The following is a 21,029-nucleotide window of genomic DNA, read 5'->3' on the forward strand; positions in this document are numbered from 1 at the left end:
CGCGCGTGCTGCAGCGCAACAACGCTGCGGCAGCCGGTCAGGCCTCGGCAGGCGTGCGGGCTCGGATGGACAGGGCGTGGATGTCGGTGGTCATCAGGGCGCCAAGCGCGTCATAGACGGCACGATGCCGCGCCAGCGGCGCCAGGCCCGAGAACGCCTCGCTGACGATCTCCACCTCGAAGTGCCCGCGGCCATCGCGGGCGCCGGCGTGGCCGGCGTGGCGCTGGCTGTCGTCGCGGACTTTCAACACGGTCGGCGCGAAGGCCGCCCGCAGGATGCGGTCGATGGCGGCGACACGCTCCTCGCGCGGGAGCGGCCCGGGTGCCGTCACGGCAGGACCGCGTTGAACGGCCGCACGTCGACCCGGGTGTAAACCCCGGCGGCGACGTACGGATCGGCGTCTGCCCAGGCGCGCGCTTCCTCCAGCGACGCGAACCGCGCGATCACGATGCTGCCGCTGAAACCGGCCGGGCCGGGATCGATCGCATCGATCGCCGGGCACGGGCCGGCCACCAGCAGGCGACCGCCATCGCGCAGGGCGGTCAGGCGGGCCAGGTGTTCGGGACGGGCCTGCTTGCGCTGCGCCAGCACATCCGCGCCGTCGTGCCCTTCGATCGCATACCACATGTCGTGCATTTCCCTGAGCCGGTCGAAGGCCGGATTGTAGCCACCTGCGTTCAGCCCCGCGCTGGACACGCTCTGTGCGAGCCCGTACCCTAAACTCCAGTACCACGACCGGAAACCCGCAGCGGCCCGTCCCCAGACGCCCGACCCGCTGTCTCCAACCGGTCCAGCCCGACGACCTTCCACCACCCACGCCGCGAGATCGCGCGGCTCGGGTCGCACATGGCGTCCGGCTGCCCTCCGCTTCGAATGGCGACTCCCATCGCCGCAATGCTGCAAACCGGCCGCGGCCCCGTCGCGCGCCAACGCCCACGATGTGGCCCAAGGGGGCTACGAATCGCATGACCGAAGAGATCGCGTCCGCCGCGCCTGTGCAACAACAGGCGACCTTGCACCCGCAGCAGCAGGAAATGCCGCTGGCAGTCGTGCATGGACAAGCCGTGCTGCAGATCCCGCAGGACCTGTATATCCCGCCCGATGCGCTGGAAGTCATCCTCGATGCGTTCGAAGGGCCGCTGGACCTGCTGCTGTACCTGATCCGGCGCCAGAACCTGGACATCCTGGACATCCCCGTTGCCGAGATCACCCGGCAATACGTCGACTACATCGGCGTGATGCAGGAGATGCGTTTCGAGCTGGCCGCCGAGTACCTGGTGATGGCCGCGATCCTGGCCGAGATCAAGTCGCGCATGCTCCTGCCGCGCTCGACCGAAGAGGAAGCGCTCGAGGACGACCCGCGCGCCGACCTGGTCCGGCGCCTGCAGGAATACGAGCGCTTCAAGCAGGCTGCCGAAGACCTGGACGCCCTGCCCCGCCAGGACCGCGATACCGCGCCGGCCGCGGCGTTCGTTCCGGATCGCGCCAGCGTCAAGCTGCCGCCGCCGGTCGACCTGCGCGAGATGCTGCTGGCACTGCACGACGTGCTCAAGCGCGCCGAACTGTTCACCGGCCATGCGATCAAGCGCGACGCCCTCAGCGTGCGCCAGCGCATGGGCGAACTGCTCACACGCCTGGAGGACGGCAGCTTCCATCGCTTCGAGTCCCTGTTCGAGGCGCGCGAAGGCAAGCTCGGCGTGGTGGTCACCTTCCTGTCGATCCTGGAACTGGCCAAGGAGCGGCTGCTGGAGATCGTCCAGGAAGTCGCGCTCGGGCCGATCTACCTCAAGTCGCTCGCGACCCGCGATGGCGATACTGCCGCGCTGGAGCTGTCGAGCGAGTTCGACGACGATTCCGCCGCGTCAAACGACGACGCGTGATTGCCCGGTGCGTTCCGTTGAATGGAAAGCACTGGAACTGGCATCCGTCGCCGTGATCCCCGGGCTCCGGCACGCAAACGAACCCGTTACCGCCCATCGTCGCTGATGGGCTTGCATATACATCCGAACACCGACCCATGACCGAGTCCCGATGGACCCACAACTGATCAAACGCATCGTCGAGGCGGCGCTGCTCGCCGCCAACCAGCCGCTGACCGCGGTCCAGCTGCACGCGCTGTTTCCGCTGGACGAACCCGCGCCCGACGGCAGCATTGCGCAGGCGCTCGAGTCGCTGCAGGCCGACTGCGCGGAGCGCGGCGTGGAATTGGTCGAGCTGGCTTCCGGCTGGCGCTACCAGGTCCAGGCCGACGTGCATCCCTGGGTCGCGCGCCTGTGGACCGAGCGCCAGACGCGGTACACGCGCGCCACCCTGGAGACCCTGGCCCTGATTGCCTATCGCCAGCCGATCACCCGCGGCGAAATCGAACAGGTGCGCGGCGTGGCGGTGAACAGCAACATCATCAAGGCGCTGGAAGAGCGCGAATGGATCCGCGTCGTCGGCCATCGCGACATCCCCGGCCGCCCGGAACTGCTCGGCACCACCAAGGGCTTCCTCGACTACTTCGGCCTCAAGCGCCTCGACGAATTGCCGCCGCTGTCCGAACTCAAGGATTTCGGCGAGCTCGACCCGCAGCTGCAGTTCGACGGCAAGCCAGGCGCGACCATGCCGGTCGGCGACGTCAGCGTGGACGCCGAGGCAACCCCCGCCGAGGGCGACGGAACCGAGGACGGCGCCGCGCAGGACGCGCACGACGAAACGACCGATGACGCAGGCGCGGACACCGATGCCATGGCCGCCGAGACGAACGCGCAGGCAGGCGAAGCCGACGGCGGGATCGACGCATCCGGCGTCGACGACGGCAACGCGGCCGATGCGGACACCCATCCAGGAACGGACGCGGACGCCATCACGGACGCCCATCCTGATCCTGATCCTGATACCGATACCGATATCGACGCCGACATCCACCGCGACGCCGACACCCCACCCAACCCCGAACCGTCGCAAGACGACACGAACGCAGATGCCCTCGCCGACGAAGGCGACAGCACCCGGAGCAAGACATGAGTGATTCGAACGCCAGCGGCCGCAAGCTTTCCCTGAAGCGCGGCACCGACAACAACAACGACAGCCCGCGCCTCGAAGAGCGCCTGCACAAGGTGCTAGCGCAGGCCGGCCTGGGCTCGCGCCGCGCGCTGGAACAGCGCATCGCCGACGGCCTGGTCCAGGTCAATGGCGAGGTTGCGCAGACCGGCATGAGCATCAAGGGCGGCGACCGCGTCGAACTGGACGGCAAGGTGTTCGTCGCCAGCGCGCTGACCGACCCGTCGCGCGTGCTGATCTACAACAAGCCCGAGGGCGAAGTCACCACGCGCGAGGACCCCGAGGGCCGCCCGACCATTTTCGAAGCCCTGCCCGCGCTCAAGGGCGCGCGCTGGATCGCGGTCGGCCGCCTCGACATCAACACCACCGGCCTGCTGCTGCTCACCACCGACGGCGAGCTGGCCAACGCGATGATGCATCCCTCGTTCGAGGTCGAGCGCGAGTACGTCTGCCGCGTGCGCGCTCCCGAGGGCGAGGAAACGGTGTCGGAGAAAATCGTCGACCGCCTGCGCCGTGGCGTGGCGCTTGAAGACGGCCCGGCGAAGTTCGACGAGATCAAGCGCATCGGCGGCACCGATTCCAACGAATGGTTCCAGGTGACGGTGAAGGAAGGCCGCAACCGCGAAGTGCGTCGCCTGTGGGAGTCCCAGGGCTGCCAGGTCTCGCGACTCAAGCGGATCCGCTATGGTTCGGTCGAACTTCCGCAGCCGCTGCTGCGCGGACATTCGCAGGAACTGACGGACGACAAGGTCGACGCGCTGCGCCGCGAACTGAAGCTCGAGGAAGGTCCGCCGCCGGCGCTGACGCTGCAGCCGGTGATCGGCCAGCGCAAGGCCAGCAAGTCGACCGTGCAGGTCGACAGCCAGCGTCGCTCACCGGGCTACGTGGGTGGCCACAACACCGCCGACGAAGGCCGCGAGCTGCGGCGCTTCGACCATCTGCGCGAGGATCGCGGCCGCGGCAGGAAGCCGCACAGCGGCCTGACGGTCAGCGGCGAAGCGGCGGCCAAGCAGTCCCAGAAGCCGTTCAAGCAGCGCAAGCAGAAGGGCGCCAACCCGCTGCCGGAGGGCAACCCCGCGGCGTTCCGCACCTGGTACGTGCCCGATGGCGTCAGCACCGGTCCCAGCGGCCACCGCAATGCCGACGGCCGCGGGCCCAAGAAGCCCTACGGCAAGAAGCCCGGTGGCGGCCAGGCCCGACCCGGCGCGGGTGGCAACCGCCCGTTCGGCAACGAGGGCGGCCCGCGCCGGGGACCGGGCCGCGGTGCAGGCGCAGGCGCCGGCGAACAGCGCGGACCGGGCCAGAACCAGAACCGCCCGGCCCGCCCATATGGACATCCCGGCAACGCGCCGGTGTTCCCCTCCGACCATGCCAATCCGGGCTCCAGCCCCTACGAGCGGCCGCGCAGCGCGCGCCCGGCGGGCAACCGTGCGGCTGGCCCGCGCGGTCCGCGTCCGGCCGGCCCTCGCCCATCCGGCCCCCGTCCGGGCGGCAACCGCGGGCCGGGCGGCCCTCGCGGCGGCAACCGCTGACCGCCGCCATGCAGGCCTCGGACTTGTTGCGGGTGGCGTTCCTTGGCTGCCTGGTCGCAATCCCGCGCTTGGCAGTCGCCGCGGAACCGCCGGCGGAAGCGCCTGTGGAAGCAAAGATGGAATTCGCCGCCGCCAAGGCGGCGGCCGATGCCGATGAAGCATCGCAGGACGAAGCCGCACGCGCCGCTGCGCGCGCGCGGCAAGCCGAGTTCCTCGACGCCGGCGTCGCCGCATGCGCCGACGCGCGGACCACCGCGCAACTCGAAGGATTCGTGATCGTGGTCGAGTTGGACAGCGACGGCCGCGTCACGCGTACCTGGCGCCGCGGCGATTCGCCGCTGGCGCTGTGCATCGAGCGTCAGGCGCGGGGCAAAACCATGTTCGTTCCGCCGAAGGCCCCGTTCCACGCCTCGCTGGAAGTGGACTTCACGCCCTGATTCACCGCTCCCGGTTCACGCCGTGCCGGTGCGCTGGATATCGACGATGTGGTCGAGCCAGAGATAGTGGGCGTGCTCCGGATTGGCCGCGTCGTCAATCCGCACCATCGCGTTCATGCCTTCGCGGCCGCTGCCGTCCCGGAACACCTGGATCGTCGGCCGGACGGTGACGAAGCCTTCGACCCGCGCGCCGTCCGCCAGCCGGATCGCGACCTGCGCCTCATCGTCGAGCTGTTGGGCCCACGATTCAATGCGTGCGATGTCGTGCTGTTCGGTATAGACGTTTTCGGCCAGCTGGGTCATGGCGAAGGGTTCCATGGATTGGGTCACGTCCATGCTGCGGCCTGCACCGTAACTCGCGGTGAGGAGGACGTTAAACACACGCCGACGCCGCCGCGCGCAATGACGACGCCGGGCATCTTGCCGGCCACTTCGCACACGCTTCATGTTGGCGCCACGCTCCGCACCCGACGCATGAGCACCATTCCGGCATGCAGACCGAATCGAGCGACGCATGCCAGTGGGACGTGGTGGTGGTGGGTGCAAGCTTCGCTGGCGCCGCATGCGCGCTGGCGGCGCGGCGTGCCGGGCTGCGCGTGTGCGTGCTGGAACGCAAGCGCGACCCGGGCATGCGCCTGCATACCACCGGGATCATCGTGCGCGAAGCCGCCGAAGGCACGCACCTGGGACGGATGCCGCCCGCGCTGTGGCGCCGGATCGAACACGTCCGCCTGTACGCCCCCAACCTGCGCAGCCTCGCGCTGCACTCGCGGGGCGACTACTTCCTGACCACCGACACGCCGAACGCGATGCGCTGGCTGGCCGACGAAATGCGCGCTGCCGGCGTGGAGTTGCGCCTGATGCAATCGTTCACCGACGCCCGTCGCGATCACGCCGGCTGGCACGTGGACAGCCTGGGGCGCACGCACTGGCTGGTGGGCGCCGACGGCGCGAAATCGCGGGTGGCCGCGCGCGCCGGGCTCGGGCGCGTGCGCGAATTCCTGTATGGCGTGGAGCACGAATACCTCGGCGCGCACCTCGATGAGCCTGGCGCCCTGCACTGTTTCCTGAGCCGCCGGCTTGCGCCGGGCTATATCGGCTGGGCGGCACAGAACCCCACCGGCGTGCAGGTCGGGCTGGCGTTCCGGCACCGGGCCACGCGCACCGGCACGCCCGACATCGGCGGCCTGCTGCGCAGGGTCGGCGGCGGGCTCGGCCTGCCGCCCGGGCTGGCCCCCACCGCGATCCGTGCCGGCCTGATTCCCTGCGGCGGCCTGGTGGGACCGCTCGCCGGCGACGGCGCGATCCTGACCGGCGATGCGGCCGGCATCGTGTCCCCCGTAACCGCAGGCGGCATCCATTCGGCATGGCGCCACGGCGAAGCCGTCGGCGATGCCATTGCAGAACACGTCCTCCACGCAGGTCCCTGCCCGATGCAGGCCGCGAGCGCAGCCGCGCCACGCTTCCGCGCCAAGCGCGCGCTGCGCTGGCTGTTCGACCACGCGCAGCTGGACTGGCCGTTCGACCTGCTGCTGGGCACGCCGCCGCTGCGCTGGGCGGCGCGGCAGGTGTATTTCGGCAGGCGTGCGTAGCGTCGCCGCCCTTGTGGGAGCGGCTTCAGGCGCGAGCTTTGACTCCCTCCCCTGCGAAGGCAGGGAGGGTTGGGGAAGGTGCGTTCAGTAGCACCGCGAACCGGGGGCACCCCCTCCCAGCCTCCCCCTGCCTCCGCAGGGGGAAAGGGCCAAAGCTAAGGCTCGCGGCTGAAGCCGCTCCCACAAGGGCGACGCGTTGGCTGCCCTACTCCAGCGTGAACCGGTCCCCGTCCAGCATCGCCGGAAAGCGCTCGCGGTGCGCGGCGAGTTCCGCCGCGAGCAGCGTCGTGGTCACCACCACTTCTTCGTCGCTGCATTCGCTCAACGGATGGCCGAGAAAATCGATGACCGCGCTGTCACCGGCGTAGTGCAGGCCATTGCCGTCGGTTCCGACGCGATTGAGCCCGGCAACGAAGCACAGGTTCTCGATCGCACGCGCGCGCAGCAGCGTCTTCCAGGCGTAGGCGCGCGCCGATGGCCAGTTGGCGACGTACAGCTGCAGGTCGAAATCCAGGCCGTCCTCGCGCTCGACGCCGTAGCGATTGCGCGCGAACACCGGGAAGCGCAGGTCGTAGCAGACCAGCGGATTGATTCGCCAGCCCTTCCACTCCACCACCAGCCGTTCGCGACCCGCCGCATAGCGCTCGTGCTCGCGGGCGTAGCGAAACAGGTGCCGCTTGTCGTAGTGGGACACCTCGCCATCGGGCGTGACCCAGAGCATGCGGTTGAACACGCCCGCCCCCGAGGCGGATTCGGCGCGCAACTGCACGCTGCCGGTGACCACCGCGGCCAGCGCGGCGGACTGCATGCGCATCCATTCGACGGTGGGGCCATCCATCGTTTCGGCCTGGCCGATCGCGTCGTTGCTGAAGCCGCTGGTGAAGGTTTCCGGCAGCAACACGACGTCGGTGAGGCCGTGCAGCGGGGCGATCAGCTGGCCGTAGTAATCGCGGTTACCGGCCGGATCGTGCCAGCGGGTGGCGCCCTGGACGAGGGAGATTCTGAGGTCCTGCATGGTCGATGCCCCGGGATCCTGTAGGAGCGGCTTCAGCCGCGAGCTCTTCGCCGGATTATCCGCGATCCATGGGGAAAAGCCCGCGCCAGGCCGCTCCTGCAAGAGCTAACGTGGTTCAAAGCTTCTGCAGGCGTTCGATCGCCGCGTCCAGCGTCGCATCGTTCTTGGCGAAGCACAGCCGCACCAGGCGCTGTCCGGGTGGCGGGCTTTCGTAGAACGGCGACAGCGGGATCGCGGTCACGCCCTTCTTGATCGTCAGCCAGCGGCAGAATGCGAAATCATCCAGTTCGCTGACCGCCGAATAATCCACCAGCTGGAAATAGCCGCCCGGTACCGGCAAGGGCTCAAGCTTCGTACCCAGCAGCTGGTTCCGGAAGCGGTCGCGCTTGGCTTCGTAGAACGCGCCCAGCTGGTCGTAATGCGCGGGATCGGCGTCGAGCATTTCGGCGAAGGCGTGTTGCGCCGGGGCGAACGTGCAGAACACGTTGTACTGGTGGACCTTGCGAAATTCGGCCGACAGCGCCGGCGGCGCAATGCAATAGCCGACCTTCCAGCCGGTGCAGTGGTAGGTCTTGCCGAAACTCGAGATGACAAAGGCGCGCTCGCGCAGCTCCGGATAGCGCAGCGCGGATTCGTGGCGCGCACCGTCGAAGACGATGTGTTCGTACACTTCGTCGAAGAGCAGGAAGATGCCGGTGTCGCGCAGCAGGTCGGCGACGGTGTCCATGTCGGCGGCCGACAACATCGCACCCGACGGGTTGTGCGGGCTGTTGATCATCAGCATGCGCGTCCGGGGCGAGATGGCGTCCTTCACCCGCTGCCAGTCGGGTGCGAACGTGGCCGGATCCAGCGGCACGTGCACGGCGCGCGCGCCGGCCAGGTCGATCGCCGGTTCGTAGCAGTCGTAAGCCGGGTCGAGCACGATGACCTCGTCGCCGGCCCGGACCACGGCGTGGATCGCATTGAAGATCGCCTCGGTGGCGCCGCTGGTCACCGTGATCTCGGCGTCCATGTCCGGTCGGTGCGCGTAGACGCGTTCTGTCTTGGCTGCGATCGCCCTGCGCAGGGCAGGCACGCCGGTCATCGGCGCGTACTGGTTGTGGCCGTCGCGCATGGCGCGGTCGAGCGCTTCCACCAGACGCTCGGGTACGGAGAAGTCCGGGAAGCCCTGGCCCAGGTTGACCGCGCCGTGTTCGGCCGCCAGCTGCGACATGGTGGTGAAGATCGTGGTGCCCACTTTCGGCAGCTTGGTTTCGATGTGCAGGATCATTGGGGCGTTCCGGAAAATGCGGGTCTTGCGCAGGCGAGTTTACGGGCGGGGGGCTTTGGGTTAAACAATGGCGATGTCATTCCCCACTGCCGGCACTGCGCCGATTGCCGAACTCGTGCGCGCCTACCTCGCCGCCGAATACCAATGGCAGCGCAACGGCGACTGGCACGACCTGCGCATCGGCCTGCCCGTGCCCGCGCTGGAACTGATGTACCCGGACGCCGGCACCTTCGGCCTGCTGTCGGCGTGGAATCCGCACTCGGTCGAATGTACCGAATCGGTCAATCGCGAAGCCGACCGCGCGTTGCAGCGGGACCTGGTGGAAGCCGGCGTGCCGTTCCTCGCTGCCTTCTCGTCGGCATCCAACCGCAGCTGGCGCGAGCCGGGCTGGCTGGTGATCGATCTGCCGCTCGACCGTTTCGACGCGCTGTCCTGCAAGTACGGGCAGCTCGGCACGTTGTGGTGGACGCGCCACCGGCCAGGACGCCTGCGCATCCAGGCCGTGCGCCCGGCGGATTGCGAGCATGAACACGTGGACTGGTTGGCCGCCGCAGCGTTGCCATGACGTTGGCCGGCTGGCGCCGGCCCCGTCCCCTGTCGCGTGCGTGGTGGGCTCAAGGCGTCCGCGCGGATTGGAGCAAGCGTCATCGACCCGGTAGCATGCGCGCCTGACCCGGCTCCCGGAACGGGCAAGCGATGCACGCCCGACGCCATGCCGCCTCCTGCTTCCCTGCTCCACGCCAGCGAACTGCGGTTCACCCGCAACGAGTTGCCGGTGTTTGGGCCGCTCGATTTGGAGGTCGATGCCGGTGAAGCGCTGCTCGTGCAGGGCGACAACGGCGCGGGCAAGACCACCCTGCTGCGCGTGCTGGCCGGCCTCCTGGCCGCCGACGCCGGCACGATCTCCATCCAGGGCCGCCTGACCTCGCCAACGTCGCGCGCGTCCACCCTCGCCTATCTCGGGCATCTGCCGGCCTTCAAGGCCGACTTGAGCGCGCTGGAAAACCTGGCCTTCCTCAGCGGCCTGCACGGCCGGCGGCCGAGCCAGACCTTCGAAAGCGCGATGGCGGTGGTCGGCCTGGCCGGATTCGAGGACGCACCGGCACGACAGCTGTCGGCCGGACAGAAAAAGCGCTTGTCGCTCGCCCGGCTGTGGCTGTCGCCCGCGCCGCTGTGGTTGCTCGACGAACCCTATGCGAACCTCGACCTGGCCGGCATCGAACTGGTCAATCGCATGGTGCAAGCGCACCTGCGCGAGGGCGGTGCGGCGCTGGTCACCACGCACGGCGCCTACGCCGCGCCACCGGTGCGCACACGCTTGCTGGTGCTGGAGAAGCAGGTATGACCCGGCCCCGCAGCCATCCCATCCACGCAGGTGGCCAAGACTGCCTGGCCCTTGATCCCGCCGCGGCGTCTGTTTTTGCCCCGGCGCCTGCTGTTGGCCGCTCGGGGCACCTGCTTGGCGGTGGAATCGGCGGAGCAGGCGGACAGGACTCGCAAGGCGCGCCGTCTCTGCGCCAGTTCGCTTTGTCCGAGCAAAGCAAGCGTGCTGACGCTGTCATTGCGCAAAAGCTCCAGCAGAGCTTGATGCCGGCAAATCCGACGCAGCGGCGGACGCTGCCATGATGTGGCAGTCGGCCAAGGCGCTCGTCGCCCGCGACCTGCGCCTGCTGTGGCGTCGTCGCGGCGATGCCGCGCAACCGGCCCTGTTCACGCTGCTGGTAATCGTGCTGTTCGCGCTGGCGCTGGGCAGCGAAGCGAGCACGCTGGCAAAAGTGGCGCCCGGCGTGCTGTGGGTGGCAGTGCTGCTGTCGGGCCTGCTGTCGCTGGACACCCTGTTCCGCGGCGACGCCGAGGACGGATCGCTGGAGCAGTGGATGCTTGCGCCGGTGCCGCTGGCCTGGCTCGCGCTGGTGCGCACGCTCACCCACTGGGCCACGACCGCGCTGCCGCTGATCGTGTCCGCGCCGCTGCTGGCCGAACTGCTGCACATGCCGCACGCGCAACTGCCAGTACTGCTGGCGTCGCTGCTGCTGGGCACGCCGCTGTTGAGCCTGCTGGGCGCGGTGGTTGCGGCGCTCACGGTGGGCATGCGCCGCTCCGGCATACTCGTCGCGCTGCTGGCATTGCCCTTGTACGTGCCGGTCCTGGTGTTCTCGGCCGGCAGCGTCACGGCCAGCGCGCAGGGCCTGGATCCGACCGGGGGCCTGCTGTTCCTGGCGGCGGGCCTGGTGCTGGCGCTGGTACTGGCGCCGCTCGCCACCGCGGCGGCATTGCGCATCGCGCACGCTTGAGCCAGGTCAATGGCTTTCGGGGCCCGGAACCTATGCTGGCGCGCAATGCCCCGGCACCGGGCGGCTGGTATCCTTGTGCGTTGCTGTTGCGACCAGGGCGCACGGATGTCTGGGCGCGCGCATCGCGCCGCCAGGCAGACCCGGGCGTCGATCGGTAGCGGCGGCGGCCCGCAATCCATAGAGCTCGACCGTCCCTCCATGAACCCCCTCGCATGAATCGGTTGTTCCGCTGGTTCCACCAACTCGGTTCGCCGCCCTATTTCGACCGTTTTGCCGCGCGCTGGGCGCCTTGGGCCTACGGCGCGGGGCTGCTGGTGATGGCGTGGGGCGTCTGGCAGGGTCTGTTCGGGGTGCCGGCCGACTACCAGCAGGGCGACAGCTTCCGCATCCTCTACATCCACGTGCCCAGCGCCTGGATGAGCCTGGCGGTGTTCGCGCTGATGGCGGTCTACGCCGCGATCGCGCTGGTCTGGCGGATCAAGCTGTGCGAGATCCTGGCCATGGCCTGCGCGCCGATCGGCGCCGGGTTCACCCTGATCACGCTCGCGACCGGCTCGATCTGGGGCAAGCCGATGTGGGGCACATGGTGGGACTGGGACCCGCGCCTGACCACCGAACTGGTGCTGCTGTTCCTGTACCTCGGAATCATCGGCCTGTACCACGCGATCGACGACCGCCGCGCCGCAGCGCGCGCCGCCGGGCTGCTGGCCATCGTCGGGGTGGTGATGCTGCCGGTGATCCGCTATTCGGTGGACTGGTGGAACTCGCTGCACCAGGGCCAGACGATCAGCCTGCTGGGCGAGTCGAAGATGGACCCGAGCATGCTGCCGCCGCTGTGGGCCATGGTGATCGGCACCCACGTCTGGTTCGTCGGTTCGCTGCTGGCGCGCGCCCGGGCCGACAACCTCTGGCGCGAGGCCGGCAAGGACTGGGTCCGCAAGCTCGGCGAGACCACGCCGGCGGAGGCGAAGCGATGAGCTACCAGGGCTACGTCATCGCCGCCTACCTGGTCTTCGCCGCGGTGCTGCTGTGGGACTTCGTTGCCCCGCGCATCCGCATCCGCCAGTTGCTGCGCGCCATGCGTCTGCTGGCTGCGCGCCGAGCCGCCGCGGTTTCTTCTTCCCACCCTTCCCCAGGCGAATTGCCACGATGAACCCGACCCGCAAGCGCCGCCTCTGGATGATCCTCGCGCTGGTCGTCGCGGCCGCGATCGCGGCGACGCTGGTGGCGCTCGCCCTGCAGCGCAATGTCGCCTACCTCTACACGCCGGCCGAAGTGCTGGATGGCTCCGCCGGTGAAAGCGTGGCCGCGGGCGACGCCAAGTTCCGCCTCGGCGGCATGGTCGCCGAGCACTCGGTCAAGCGCGCGGATGGCTCGATGCAGGTGCATTTCAGCGTCACCGATGGCGACGCGCGGATGCCGGTCGTCTACACGGGCATCCTGCCGGACCTGTTCCGCGAGAACCAGGCGGTAATCGCCACCGGCCGCATGCAGGGCGATACATTCGTCGCCGAGCAGGTGCTGGCCAAGCACGACGAAACCTACGTGCCGAAGGAAGTCGCCGACAAGATGGGCCTGGCGCACCAGAAGCACGGCGTGCAGACCCCGGCCGACGCGCGGGCGGACGAACGCTGATGCCGTCCGGGCAGATGCTTCCGGAACTGGGGCAGGTCGCGCTGATCCTGTCGCTGCTGGTTGCCTTGCTGCAGGCAGCACTGCCGCTGGCCGGCGCGCAGCGCGGCAAGGCGTCCTGGATGGCGGTCGCGCGTCCCGCGGCCTTCGCGCAGCTGCTGCTGGTGCTGTGCGCGTTCGTGGTGCTGACCGTCGCGTTCGTGACCCAGGATTTCTCGGTGCGCTACGTGGCCGAGAATTCCAACTCGCTGCTGCCGCTGATTTACCGCTACACCGCGGTGTGGGGCGCGCATGAGGGGTCGCAGCTGCTGTGGGCGCTGATCCTGGCCGCCTGGACCGCGGTGGTCGCGGGATTCTCGCGCAAGCTGCCGGACGAAGTGGTCGCGCGCGTGATCGGGATCATGGGCCTGGTCAGCGTCGGCTTCCTGTCGTTCCTGATTTTCACCTCCAATCCTTTCGTGCGGCTGTTGCCGGCGGTGATGGAAGGCCGCGACCTCAACCCGCTGCTGCAGGACCCGGGGATGATCATCCATCCGCCGATGCTGTACCTGGGCTACGTCGGCTTCGTGGTGCCGTTCGCGTTCGCGGTGGCGGCGTTGATCCATGGACGGATGGATGCGCGCTGGCTGCGCTGGACGCGGCCGTGGACCAACATCGCCTGGGGCTTCCTGACCCTCGGGATCGCGCTCGGGTCCTGGTGGGCTTACTACGAACTGGGCTGGGGCGGCTGGTGGTTCTGGGACCCGGTCGAGAATGCGAGCTTCATGCCCTGGCTGGTGGGCGCTGCGCTGCTGCATTCGCAGGCGGTTACCGAAAAGCGCGGCAGCTTCCGCGGCTGGACGGTGCTGCTCGCCATCGCCGCGTTCTCGCTGTCGCTGCTGGGCACGTTTCTGGTGCGCTCGGGCGTGCTGACCAGCGTGCACGCCTTCGCCGCCGATCCGGCGCGCGGGCTATTCATCCTGATTTTCCTGGCCATCGTGATCGGCGGCTCGCTGCTGCTGTACGCGCTGCGCGCACCGCGCTTCGAACAGGGCTCGCCGTTTGCCGCCAGTTCGCGCGAGACCCTGCTGCTGGCCAACAACCTGCTGCTGGTGTCCGCCTGCGGCATGGTGCTGCTGGGTACGCTGTATCCGCTGCTCGCCGACGCACTGGATCTGGGCAAGATTTCGGTCGGCCCGCCCTACTTCGGCTTTCTTTTCCTGCTGCTGATGGCGCCGCTGGTGTTGCTGCTGCCGTTCGGCCCGCTGACCCGCTGGCAGCGCGAGCAGCCGTCCAAACCGCTGGCCATGCTGCTGCCGTGGGCGATCCTCGCCCTGGTCCTCGGGGTAGTGGCGTTTTTCCTCGCCCCGCAGGGCCCTTGGAAGACCGCGGCCGGCGTCGCCGGTTCGGCGTGGATCGTGCTGGGGACCGCGCGCTTTGCCTGGACGCGGCTGCGTGGGAGTGGCCGCTTCACGCCTGAAATGCTGGGCATGACGCTGGCGCACACGGGCATCGCCGTATTCCTGGTAGGCGCGCTGCTGGTCGAGGCGCAGAACGTACAGAGCGAGCTGGCGATGAAGCCGGGCCAGACCGTGGAACTGTCCGGTTACGCATTCCGCTTCGAGGGCGTCGAAGAGACCCGGGGACCGAACTACATTTCCGACCTGGGTCACGTGCAGGTGCTGCGCGACGGCAAGCCGCTGGCGCTGCTGCATCCCGAGAAGCGCACCTACGCCAGCGGCGGCCAGGTGATGACCGAGGCTGGTATCCACGGCGGGCTGTTCGGCGACGTCTATGTCGCGCTGGGCGAACCGCTGGGCGCTACCAACGATCCCGATCGCGTCGCCGGCCCATGGGCGGTGCGCCTGCACATCAAGCCGTTCGTACGCTGGATCTGGCTGGGCGCGACGCTGATGGCGCTCGGCGCGTTCGCCACCGCCATCGACCGGCGCTTCCGGGCGAAACCCGAATCGACCGACACCACGCGGAGAGGCGCGTGAACGCTCCTGCGAACCGCCGCGGCCCCGGGCTGGCGGTCATCATCGGCCTGCTGTGCTTCCTCGGCTTCCTCGCGCTGCTGTTCTACGGCGTGCGCCAGTCCGGGCGCGGCGATCGCGAGGCCCTGCCCTCGCCGTTGATCGGCAAGCCGGCGCCGGAATTCTCGTTGCCGCTGCTGCACGAGCCCGGCCGCCTGGTGACGTCGAAGGATCTGCTCGGCACGCCTTACGTGCTCAACGTCTGGGGCAGCTGGTGCCCCGAATGCCGGGTCGAACATCCGGTGTTGACGCGCTTCGCCCTGGGCAAGCGTGTGCGCGTGCTCGGCTACAACCTCAAGGACGAGCCGGAAGACGCGCTGCGCTGGCTGGAGCAGTTCGGCAATCCCTACATGCTGGTGATGGCCGACCGCGACGGGCGCGCGGCGATCGACTGGGGCATCTACGGCGCCCCGGAAACCTTCCTCGTCGACGCAAAGGGCATCGTGCGCTGGAAGCACGTCGGCGCGCTCGATGACGACGTGATCGACGACGAGCTGCTGCCCTTGCTCGGACAAGTGGAGGCCGGGAAGTGAGCCGCGCCACGCCATGGATCCTGGCATGCGCGCTGGCATGGGGGCTGGCGCTGGCGCTGGTGCCCGTGCGCACCGCATCGGCCCAGGCGTCGACCGACGTCGCGCCGCTGCAGTTCCACGACGCCGCCGAGGAAGCGCGGTTCCACGCGCTGACCAGCGAACTGCGCTGCGTGATGTGCCAGAACCAGTCGCTGGCCGATTCCAATGCCCAGATCGCGCACGACCTGCGGCGCGAAGTCCTCGACCTGATGCGTCAGGGCAAGAGCGACGACGAGGTGGTGGCGTTCCTGGTGGCGCGCTACGGTGAATTCGTGCGCTACAAGCCGGCGATGGAACCGGCGACCTGGCTGCTGTGGTTTGGACCTGCCCTGCTGCTGCTTGGCGGCGGCGTCGCGGTGGCGCGCATCGTGCGCACGCGCGCGCGGCGCGACGTACCCGCGCCCACTGAAGACCAGGAGTGGTAATGGCCGTGTTCGTCGCAATCTCCGCGCTGTTGGCGGTGCTGGTATTCGCGGCCGTGCTCTGGCCGCTGTGGCGCGAGTCGCGCGGCATTGCGCTCGGCGCGGTGCTGGCGCTCGGCCTCGCGGCGCTGGCGGTGTATGACCTGGTCGGCACGCCGGCGGCGATCGACGCGCCCGCGGTTGCCGCCACGCCGCGCTCGATGGACGAGGCCGTGGTGCAGCTCAAGGCCGAACTGGAGCGCCATCCCGAGCGCGCCGACGGCTGGCAGCTGCTGGCCCGTTCCTACGAAATGCTCGACCGTCGCCCCGAGGCGCGCGACGCCTACGCACGCGCGCTCAAACTGACCCCGGACGATCCCGACCTGCTGGTGCAGGCCGCGCAGGCGAGGCTGTTCGCGGATCCCGCCAGGAAGATCGACGACCAGGCGGTGGCGATGCTGCGGCGCGCGCTCGAACTGCAGCCGCAGCAGCAGCGGGCGCGCTGGTTCCTCGGCGTCTGGCAGCGCCAGGAAGGCCGTCACGCGGAAGCCGCGGAAACCTGGGCGCCGCTGCTGGCACAAGTGGACGCGGCGACCGCCGCCACGCTGCGGGTACAGATCGATGCCGCGCGCACGGCCGCCGGGTTGCCGCCACTGCCGGCGGCGCAGGGGCCGGCCGCCGCTACGAGCAGCGCGAACACCTTGACGGTGCAGGTCTCGCTCGATCCGGATTTTGCGGCGCGCGTGCGCCTGCGTGGCGACGCCAGCGTCTTCGTCATCGCGCGCATTCCCGGCGGTCCGCCGATGCCAGTGGCGGCGGAAAAGCATCCGCTTCAGGACCTGCCGATGACGGTCACGCTCGACGACGCCGACAGTCCGATGCCCACGCAGAAGCTGTCCGCGCTCAGGGAAGTCGAAGTGTTCGCACGCCTGTCCAGCAGCGGCGAAGCAACCCGCCAGGATGGCGACCTCGATTCGAAGCCGGTGCGGGTGGCGCTGCCGGCGACGCAGCCGGTCGAACTGGTCATCGGCGCGAAGTAGCCGCGCCCGCGGGAGCGGCCTTCGGCCGCGAGCCCTGGTGATCGTTGAAGGCCGGGACTTGCAGCCGAAGCGGCTCTAGCCATCGCACGCGGGCATCCGCATCCTCCCGAAGCCCCGGCGATTACACTTGCGCGCATGACCGAATTCATCCCGCCCGGCACGCGCTGGATCGACCTGCCCTCGCCCTTCCCGATGAAGCGCGGCGGCGAACTGCACGGCGCGCGCATCGCCTACGAGACCTGGGGCACGCCCAATGCAGCGCGCGACAACACGCTGCTGATCCTCACAGGGCTGTCGCCCGACGCCCACGCCGCCGCCAATGCAGGCAACGCCGCGCCGGGCTGGTGGGACGCGATGCTGGGCGCGGGCAAGCCCATCGACACCGATCGCTGGCATGTGGTCTGCGTCAACGCGCTCGGCAGCTGCAAGGGCTCCACCGGCCCGGCCTCGAACGATCCGCGCAGCGGCGAGCCTTACCGACTCGAGTTCCCGGAACTGTCGATCGAGGACGGCGCGGATGCCGCGCGCGAGGTGCTCCGCGCGCTCGGGATCGAGCGGCTGGCCTGCGTGATCGGCAATTCGATGGGCGGCATGAATGCACTGGCCTTCCTCGCCCGCCATCCGGGCGTCGCGCGCACCCACATCAATATTTCGGGCGCGGCGCGCGCGCTGCCGTTCTCGATCGCGATCCGCTCGCTGCAGCGCGAGGCGATCCGCCTCGACCCGAAGTGGAACGAAGGCCACTACGACGAGGACCGCTATCCGGAGAGCGGCATGCGCATGGCGCGCAAGCTCGGCGTGATCACCTACCGCTCGGCCCTGGAATGGGACGGCCGCTTCGGCCGCGTGCGGCTGGATTCGGACCGCCGTGACGACGAGGATCCGTTCGGGCTGGAGTTCGAGGTCGAAAGCTATCTCGAGGCCCATGCGCGGCGCTTCGTGCGCAACTTCGATCCCAATTGCTACCTGTACCTGAGCCGCTCGATGGACTGGTACGACATTGGCGAATCCTGCGGCGGCACCACCGACCGGGGCCTCGCGCGGATCCGGGTGGAAAAGGCCTTGGCCATCGGCGTGCACACCGACATCCTGTTCCCGCTGCAGCAACAGCAGCAGATCGCCGACGGCCTGCGCGCCGGCGGCGCCGAAGCGCATTTCCTCCCGCTGGAATCGCCGCAGGGCCACGACGCCTTCCTGGTCGATTTCGAGCGCTTCGGCCCCGCGGTTTCCGGGTTCCTCGATTCCCTCTGAGCCGCAAGGTCCCGATCCGGCGGCCAACGGCTGGACGCCGCGACCCGGCTGGACCCGCCCGCGCGAGCACGCGCTAGAATCACCGGCGATGAACACTTCCGCCCTCCCCGACCTTGCCTTCCCCGGTCGCGACAAGCTGATCGCCGCCGTCGACACGGCCATCGCGGCCAGCGACCATCACGCGGTCACCGCCGCGCTGCGCAACAGCATGTGCGCGCTGATCCGCGACCGCGACGTGCAGCTGCCCGACTGCGTCTTCGACCCGATCGACGACCATTACGCGCGACGCGAGCTCTATCGCAGCGCCGAGCACGGATACAGCGTAGTGGCGATGACCTGGGCGCCCGGCCAGGGCACGCCGATCCACGACCACTGCGGCCTGTGGTGCGTGGAGGGCGTGTGGGACGGCGAACTGGAAATCACCCAGTACGAGTTGCTCGAGCGCGATGGCGAGCGCTTCCGCTTCCGCGCCGCCGGCGGCATGCATGCCGGCCCCGGCAGCGCCGGCAGCCTGATCCCGCCGCACGAGTACCACACCATCACCAACGCCAGCGGCGACACCATCGCGATCTCGCTGCACATCTACAAGGCACCGATGGAGAACTGTTCGAAGTTCCAGCCGCAGTCGGACGAATGGTTCCTGCGCATCGACAGCACGCTGAAGACCGACAACGCGCCTGCCTGACGGCGGCCGCGTCGCGCCGATCCGCGGATCGATTTCGCCGTTCGGGAATCCACGGCTCCCTGCACGGCCGCAGGGTGGAGCTTCAGTCGCTCCAGCTGCTGTTCGGTCCATGAGTGACTTGCAGCACTCACCTGGCGCTTCGACGCTGCTACATTTTCGGCTCGTCCGATTGCGAGCCACGCCATGCTGACCGACCTGGTCCTTGCCACGTTCCACCACCTGCTGGTCTTCGGGCTGGTCGCAATGCTGGTCGCCCAGTTCGTGCTGCTGCGCGGGCGGATGAGTGGCGGCGTGCTGGCCAGGCTGGGTGGCATCGATCGCGGCTACGGGATCACCGCGATGCTGCTGCTGGTGGTCGGGACCCTGCGCGTTTTCCAGGGCGTCAAAGGCGAGGATTTCTACCTGCACAACCCCTGGTTCCACGCCAAGATCGGCGCGTTCGTGCTGGTTGGCCTGATGTCGGTCTGGCCGACGCTGCGCTTCCTGCGCTGGCGCAAGGCGCTGGCGGCCGATGCCGCCTTCCTTCCCGGCGAGGACGAGGTGGCGCGCCTGCGGCGCATCGTCGCCTTCGAGCTGGGCCTGGTCGCGGTGATCTTCGCCTGTGCCGCCGCCATGGCCCGCTACGGCGGATTCTGAGTCCCGTCCTTCCGCTATAATCCGCGTCCGCGCCGAAGTGGCGGAATCGGTAGACGCAGCGGACTCAAAATCCGCCGCCCTTAAAAGCGTGTGGGTTCGAGTCCCACCTTCGGCACCATGCAAGAGGCCACGCCGGCGAGCGTGGCCTTTTTGCTGCGGCGCTAGCCGTACTGCACCTCGGTGATGCTGGTCGTGGCGTCGACGAACACCGACAGCGCGCTCGGGATCCCGGCGAACAGGAACAACGCATAGGCCTTCAGCTGGCCGACGGCTACGGCGCCCTGCCTGGTCCGGAACCATTCGATCGGCAGTTCATCATCGATGAGCACCCAACCATTGCGATCGGGCCTGATGCTGAGCATGTGACGCTGCATTTTCGCACTCCACGTGCGGACGATGTGCCCCGGCCCGGCGTCACGACTTGCTCAGGGTCGCACCCATTTGTCCGTTGCTGAGCGGCATCCGATGCCGTTGCATGGGTGGGCCGCCGGGGCAAACAGAGCATCAACGCTTCCGCTCGCCCGCGCAGTCGGGCGATCCCCCGGCGTGGCGTAGGAAAAATCCTACCCCGCGCGGCGGCGGCCCGACCGGCAGCCCCTTGGGAAGGACAGCCCGACAGGACGGCCGCGCCCGGTTGTCATGGCACCGGCGCGCCGCCGATGACGCTCGCCTGCTAGCGCAACTCGCGAATGTCGACCACGCGACCGTCGCGGAATTCGAAATTGACCTGCTTGCTCTCCAGGTAGTACTCCCAGCGCTCGCCCACGGTTGCGCCCCGGCGATTCTCGATCTGGACGATCCGGTCCGGTTGGCGACCGGCCTTGCGGATCACGGTGCCGGGACTGTCACCGGTGGCCACCACGGCGTCGCCGAAGCGGAACGAAAAATCAGCCATCGCCGGCATCGTGGCCAGCGCGAGCAGCATCGCGATCAGCAGTTTCATCCCTTCTCCTGGTCGGGCCCGTCAGCGGGCCCTGCGCAGTGGTAACGCAGCGACGGGGGCAAGGTTGACCAGCAGCCCGCCTTGGCGCTTCACCGGTGGGTAACGCCGCAGCGCTGAGTTTTGTGCAATGGCTGCCAACCGCTCCCGCGACGACGAACCAAGGCTGGCCAAGCCAGTGGACGAAACTCCGACACGCCGGTTGGCGACCCTGCGTCGCGAGGCCCGACACTGTCGCCGCTGCCCCTTGTGGCGCCCGGCTACGCAGACGGTGTCCGGCGTCGGGCCGGCAGCGGCGCGCATGCTGCTGGTCGGTGAACAGCCCGGCAACCAGGAAGACCTCGAAGGCCTGCCCTTCGTCCGCCCGGCCGGCATCCTGCTGCGCGAGCTGCTGGACGAGGCCCGGATCGACGTCGCCACGGTGTATCTCACCAACACCGTGAAGCACTTCAAGTTCGAACGGCGCGGCAAGGTGCGCCTGCACAAGCGGGCTCCGGCGTCGGAGCAGGCGGCGTGCCGCCCATGGCTGGCTGCCGAACTGGACCGCTTGCGCCCCGAGGTGGTCGTGGCCCTGGGCGCAATGGCAGCCCAGACGCTGTTCGGCAGCGGGTTCCGCGTCACTGTCGAACGCGGCCGGTAGCGGCCGATTGGCGGGCGGACCCGCGCCCTGGC

Annotated in this window: 26 protein-coding genes and 1 tRNA gene; 20 read left to right on the forward strand and 7 right to left on the reverse strand. The window is 69.0% G+C overall.

What is annotated here, in order from left to right; genetic code table 11:
* Positions 1-37 precede the first annotated feature (37 nt).
* On the reverse strand, positions 38-286 hold the full coding sequence (locus ACFOM9_RS12865; RefSeq protein ID WP_386711933.1) for a BolA family protein: 249 nt from the start codon (positions 284-286) through the stop codon (positions 38-40).
* A gap of 41 nt (positions 287-327) precedes the next feature.
* Positions 328-627, reverse strand: coding sequence for a YciI family protein (locus ACFOM9_RS12870; RefSeq protein ID WP_386711936.1), 300 nt, complete (start codon positions 625-627; stop codon positions 328-330).
* A gap of 338 nt (positions 628-965) precedes the next feature.
* Here ACFOM9_RS12870 and ACFOM9_RS12875 point away from each other — a divergent pair, with 338 nt between their 5' ends.
* From ACFOM9_RS12875 to ACFOM9_RS12890, 4 genes are all read left to right on the forward strand, one after another.
* Positions 966-1,880, forward strand: coding sequence for a segregation and condensation protein A (locus tag ACFOM9_RS12875; RefSeq protein ID WP_386711484.1), 915 nt, complete (start codon positions 966-968; stop codon positions 1,878-1,880).
* Positions 1,881-2,031: 151 nt separating this feature from the next.
* On the forward strand, positions 2,032-3,009 hold the full coding sequence (gene scpB, locus ACFOM9_RS12880) for an SMC-Scp complex subunit ScpB (RefSeq protein WP_449284269.1): 978 nt from the start codon (positions 2,032-2,034) through the stop codon (positions 3,007-3,009).
* Complete coding sequence (locus ACFOM9_RS12885; RefSeq protein ID WP_386711487.1) at positions 3,006-4,577, forward strand: pseudouridine synthase; 1,572 nt, start codon at positions 3,006-3,008, stop codon at positions 4,575-4,577. Before scpB ends, ACFOM9_RS12885 begins: the two co-directional genes overlap by 4 nt.
* A gap of 116 nt (positions 4,578-4,693) precedes the next feature.
* Positions 4,694-5,014 carry a hypothetical protein gene (locus ACFOM9_RS12890; RefSeq protein WP_386711489.1) on the forward strand — a complete coding sequence of 107 codons (321 nt, stop codon included), beginning with the start codon at positions 4,694-4,696 and terminating at the stop codon, positions 5,012-5,014.
* A gap of 15 nt (positions 5,015-5,029) precedes the next feature.
* On the opposite strand, the gene ACFOM9_RS12895 is transcribed toward ACFOM9_RS12890, so the two are convergent.
* Positions 5,030-5,317, reverse strand: coding sequence for a DUF3247 family protein (locus tag ACFOM9_RS12895; RefSeq protein ID WP_386711492.1), 288 nt, complete (start codon positions 5,315-5,317; stop codon positions 5,030-5,032).
* A 188-nt stretch (positions 5,318-5,505) separates the two neighbouring features.
* On the opposite strand from ACFOM9_RS12895, the gene ACFOM9_RS12900 reads away from it, so the two are divergent.
* Positions 5,506-6,606: an NAD(P)/FAD-dependent oxidoreductase gene (locus ACFOM9_RS12900; RefSeq protein ID WP_386711495.1), complete on the forward strand. Its 1,101-nt coding sequence runs from the start codon at positions 5,506-5,508 to the stop codon at positions 6,604-6,606.
* 205 nt (positions 6,607-6,811) lie between these two features.
* Here the strand turns inward: ACFOM9_RS12900 and ACFOM9_RS12905 are convergent, their stop codons facing one another.
* Together ACFOM9_RS12905 and ACFOM9_RS12910 are read right to left on the reverse strand one after the other, a co-directional pair.
* Positions 6,812-7,621 (reverse strand): amidohydrolase, encoded by an 810-nt coding sequence (locus tag ACFOM9_RS12905; protein WP_386711498.1) that lies wholly within the window; start codon positions 7,619-7,621, stop codon positions 6,812-6,814.
* Positions 7,622-7,736: 115 nt separating this feature from the next.
* Positions 7,737-8,885: a pyridoxal phosphate-dependent aminotransferase gene (locus ACFOM9_RS12910; RefSeq protein WP_386711939.1), complete on the reverse strand. Its 1,149-nt coding sequence runs from the start codon at positions 8,883-8,885 to the stop codon at positions 7,737-7,739.
* A gap of 79 nt (positions 8,886-8,964) precedes the next feature.
* Here ACFOM9_RS12910 and ACFOM9_RS12915 point away from each other — a divergent pair, with 79 nt between their 5' ends.
* The 14 genes from ACFOM9_RS12915 to ACFOM9_RS12980 all read left to right on the forward strand — a co-directional run bounded on the left by ACFOM9_RS12915 (position 8,965) and on the right by ACFOM9_RS12980 (position 19,535).
* Entirely contained in the window at positions 8,965-9,456 is a 492-nt protein-coding gene (locus ACFOM9_RS12915; protein ID WP_386711501.1) for a DUF3293 domain-containing protein, read from the forward strand.
* A gap of 147 nt (positions 9,457-9,603) precedes the next feature.
* Positions 9,604-10,236 (forward strand): heme ABC exporter ATP-binding protein CcmA, encoded by a 633-nt coding sequence (gene ccmA, locus ACFOM9_RS12920; protein ID WP_386711503.1) that lies wholly within the window; start codon positions 9,604-9,606, stop codon positions 10,234-10,236.
* 277 nt (positions 10,237-10,513) lie between these two features.
* A complete protein-coding gene (ccmB, locus tag ACFOM9_RS12925) occupies positions 10,514-11,185 on the forward strand; it encodes a heme exporter protein CcmB (RefSeq protein WP_386711506.1) in 672 nt (223 codons plus the stop codon).
* 212 nt (positions 11,186-11,397) lie between these two features.
* Positions 11,398-12,162, forward strand: coding sequence for a heme ABC transporter permease CcmC (gene ccmC, locus ACFOM9_RS12930; protein WP_386711509.1), 765 nt, complete (start codon positions 11,398-11,400; stop codon positions 12,160-12,162).
* Positions 12,159-12,338 carry a heme exporter protein CcmD gene (gene ccmD / locus ACFOM9_RS12935; protein ID WP_386711512.1) on the forward strand — a complete coding sequence of 60 codons (180 nt, stop codon included), beginning with the start codon at positions 12,159-12,161 and terminating at the stop codon, positions 12,336-12,338. The genes ccmC and ccmD overlap by 4 nt, the downstream gene beginning before the upstream one ends.
* Complete coding sequence (gene ccmE, locus ACFOM9_RS12940) at positions 12,335-12,820, forward strand: cytochrome c maturation protein CcmE (RefSeq protein ID WP_386711515.1); 486 nt, start codon at positions 12,335-12,337, stop codon at positions 12,818-12,820. The genes ccmD and ccmE overlap by 4 nt, the downstream gene beginning before the upstream one ends.
* Positions 12,821-12,834: 14 nt before the next feature.
* A complete protein-coding gene (locus tag ACFOM9_RS12945) occupies positions 12,835-14,796 on the forward strand; it encodes a heme lyase CcmF/NrfE family subunit (RefSeq protein WP_386711942.1) in 1,962 nt (653 codons plus the stop codon).
* A complete protein-coding gene (locus tag ACFOM9_RS12950) occupies positions 14,793-15,365 on the forward strand; it encodes a DsbE family thiol:disulfide interchange protein (RefSeq protein WP_386711518.1) in 573 nt (190 codons plus the stop codon). The genes ACFOM9_RS12945 and ACFOM9_RS12950 overlap by 4 nt, the downstream gene beginning before the upstream one ends.
* Positions 15,366-15,397: 32 nt before the next feature.
* Positions 15,398-15,829 carry a cytochrome c-type biogenesis protein gene (locus ACFOM9_RS12955; protein WP_386711945.1) on the forward strand — a complete coding sequence of 144 codons (432 nt, stop codon included), beginning with the start codon at positions 15,398-15,400 and terminating at the stop codon, positions 15,827-15,829.
* Positions 15,829-16,845: a tetratricopeptide repeat protein gene (locus ACFOM9_RS12960; protein WP_386711521.1), complete on the forward strand. Its 1,017-nt coding sequence runs from the start codon at positions 15,829-15,831 to the stop codon at positions 16,843-16,845. The genes ACFOM9_RS12955 and ACFOM9_RS12960 overlap by 1 nt, the downstream gene beginning before the upstream one ends.
* A 135-nt stretch (positions 16,846-16,980) precedes the next feature.
* On the forward strand, positions 16,981-18,096 hold the full coding sequence (metX, locus tag ACFOM9_RS12965) for a homoserine O-acetyltransferase MetX (protein WP_386711523.1): 1,116 nt from the start codon (positions 16,981-16,983) through the stop codon (positions 18,094-18,096).
* An 88-nt stretch (positions 18,097-18,184) separates the two neighbouring features.
* Positions 18,185-18,781 (forward strand): cysteine dioxygenase family protein, encoded by a 597-nt coding sequence (locus tag ACFOM9_RS12970; RefSeq protein ID WP_386711526.1) that lies wholly within the window; start codon positions 18,185-18,187, stop codon positions 18,779-18,781.
* A gap of 183 nt (positions 18,782-18,964) precedes the next feature.
* Positions 18,965-19,417, forward strand: a complete 453-nt coding sequence (locus tag ACFOM9_RS12975) for a DUF2214 family protein (RefSeq protein WP_386711529.1) — start codon at positions 18,965-18,967, stop codon at positions 19,415-19,417.
* 31 nt (positions 19,418-19,448) lie between these two features.
* A tRNA-Leu gene (locus tag ACFOM9_RS12980) sits at positions 19,449-19,535 on the forward strand.
* A 43-nt stretch (positions 19,536-19,578) separates the two neighbouring features.
* Here ACFOM9_RS12980 and ACFOM9_RS12985 read toward each other — a convergent pair.
* Positions 19,579-19,779 carry a hypothetical protein gene (locus ACFOM9_RS12985; protein WP_386711532.1) on the reverse strand — a complete coding sequence of 67 codons (201 nt, stop codon included), beginning with the start codon at positions 19,777-19,779 and terminating at the stop codon, positions 19,579-19,581.
* Positions 19,780-20,090: 311 nt separating this feature from the next.
* Entirely contained in the window at positions 20,091-20,360 is a 270-nt protein-coding gene (locus ACFOM9_RS12990) for a hypothetical protein (RefSeq protein ID WP_386711535.1), read from the reverse strand.
* A gap of 127 nt (positions 20,361-20,487) precedes the next feature.
* Here ACFOM9_RS12990 and ACFOM9_RS12995 point away from each other — a divergent pair, with 127 nt between their 5' ends.
* Complete coding sequence (locus ACFOM9_RS12995; protein WP_386711537.1) at positions 20,488-20,997, forward strand: UdgX family uracil-DNA binding protein; 510 nt, start codon at positions 20,488-20,490, stop codon at positions 20,995-20,997.
* Positions 20,998-21,029: the final 32 nt, after the last annotated feature.

Origin of the sequence: Luteimonas notoginsengisoli (assembly GCF_042648885.1) — a bacterium.
GTDB lineage: Bacteria > Pseudomonadota > Gammaproteobacteria > Xanthomonadales > Xanthomonadaceae > Luteimonas > Luteimonas notoginsengisoli.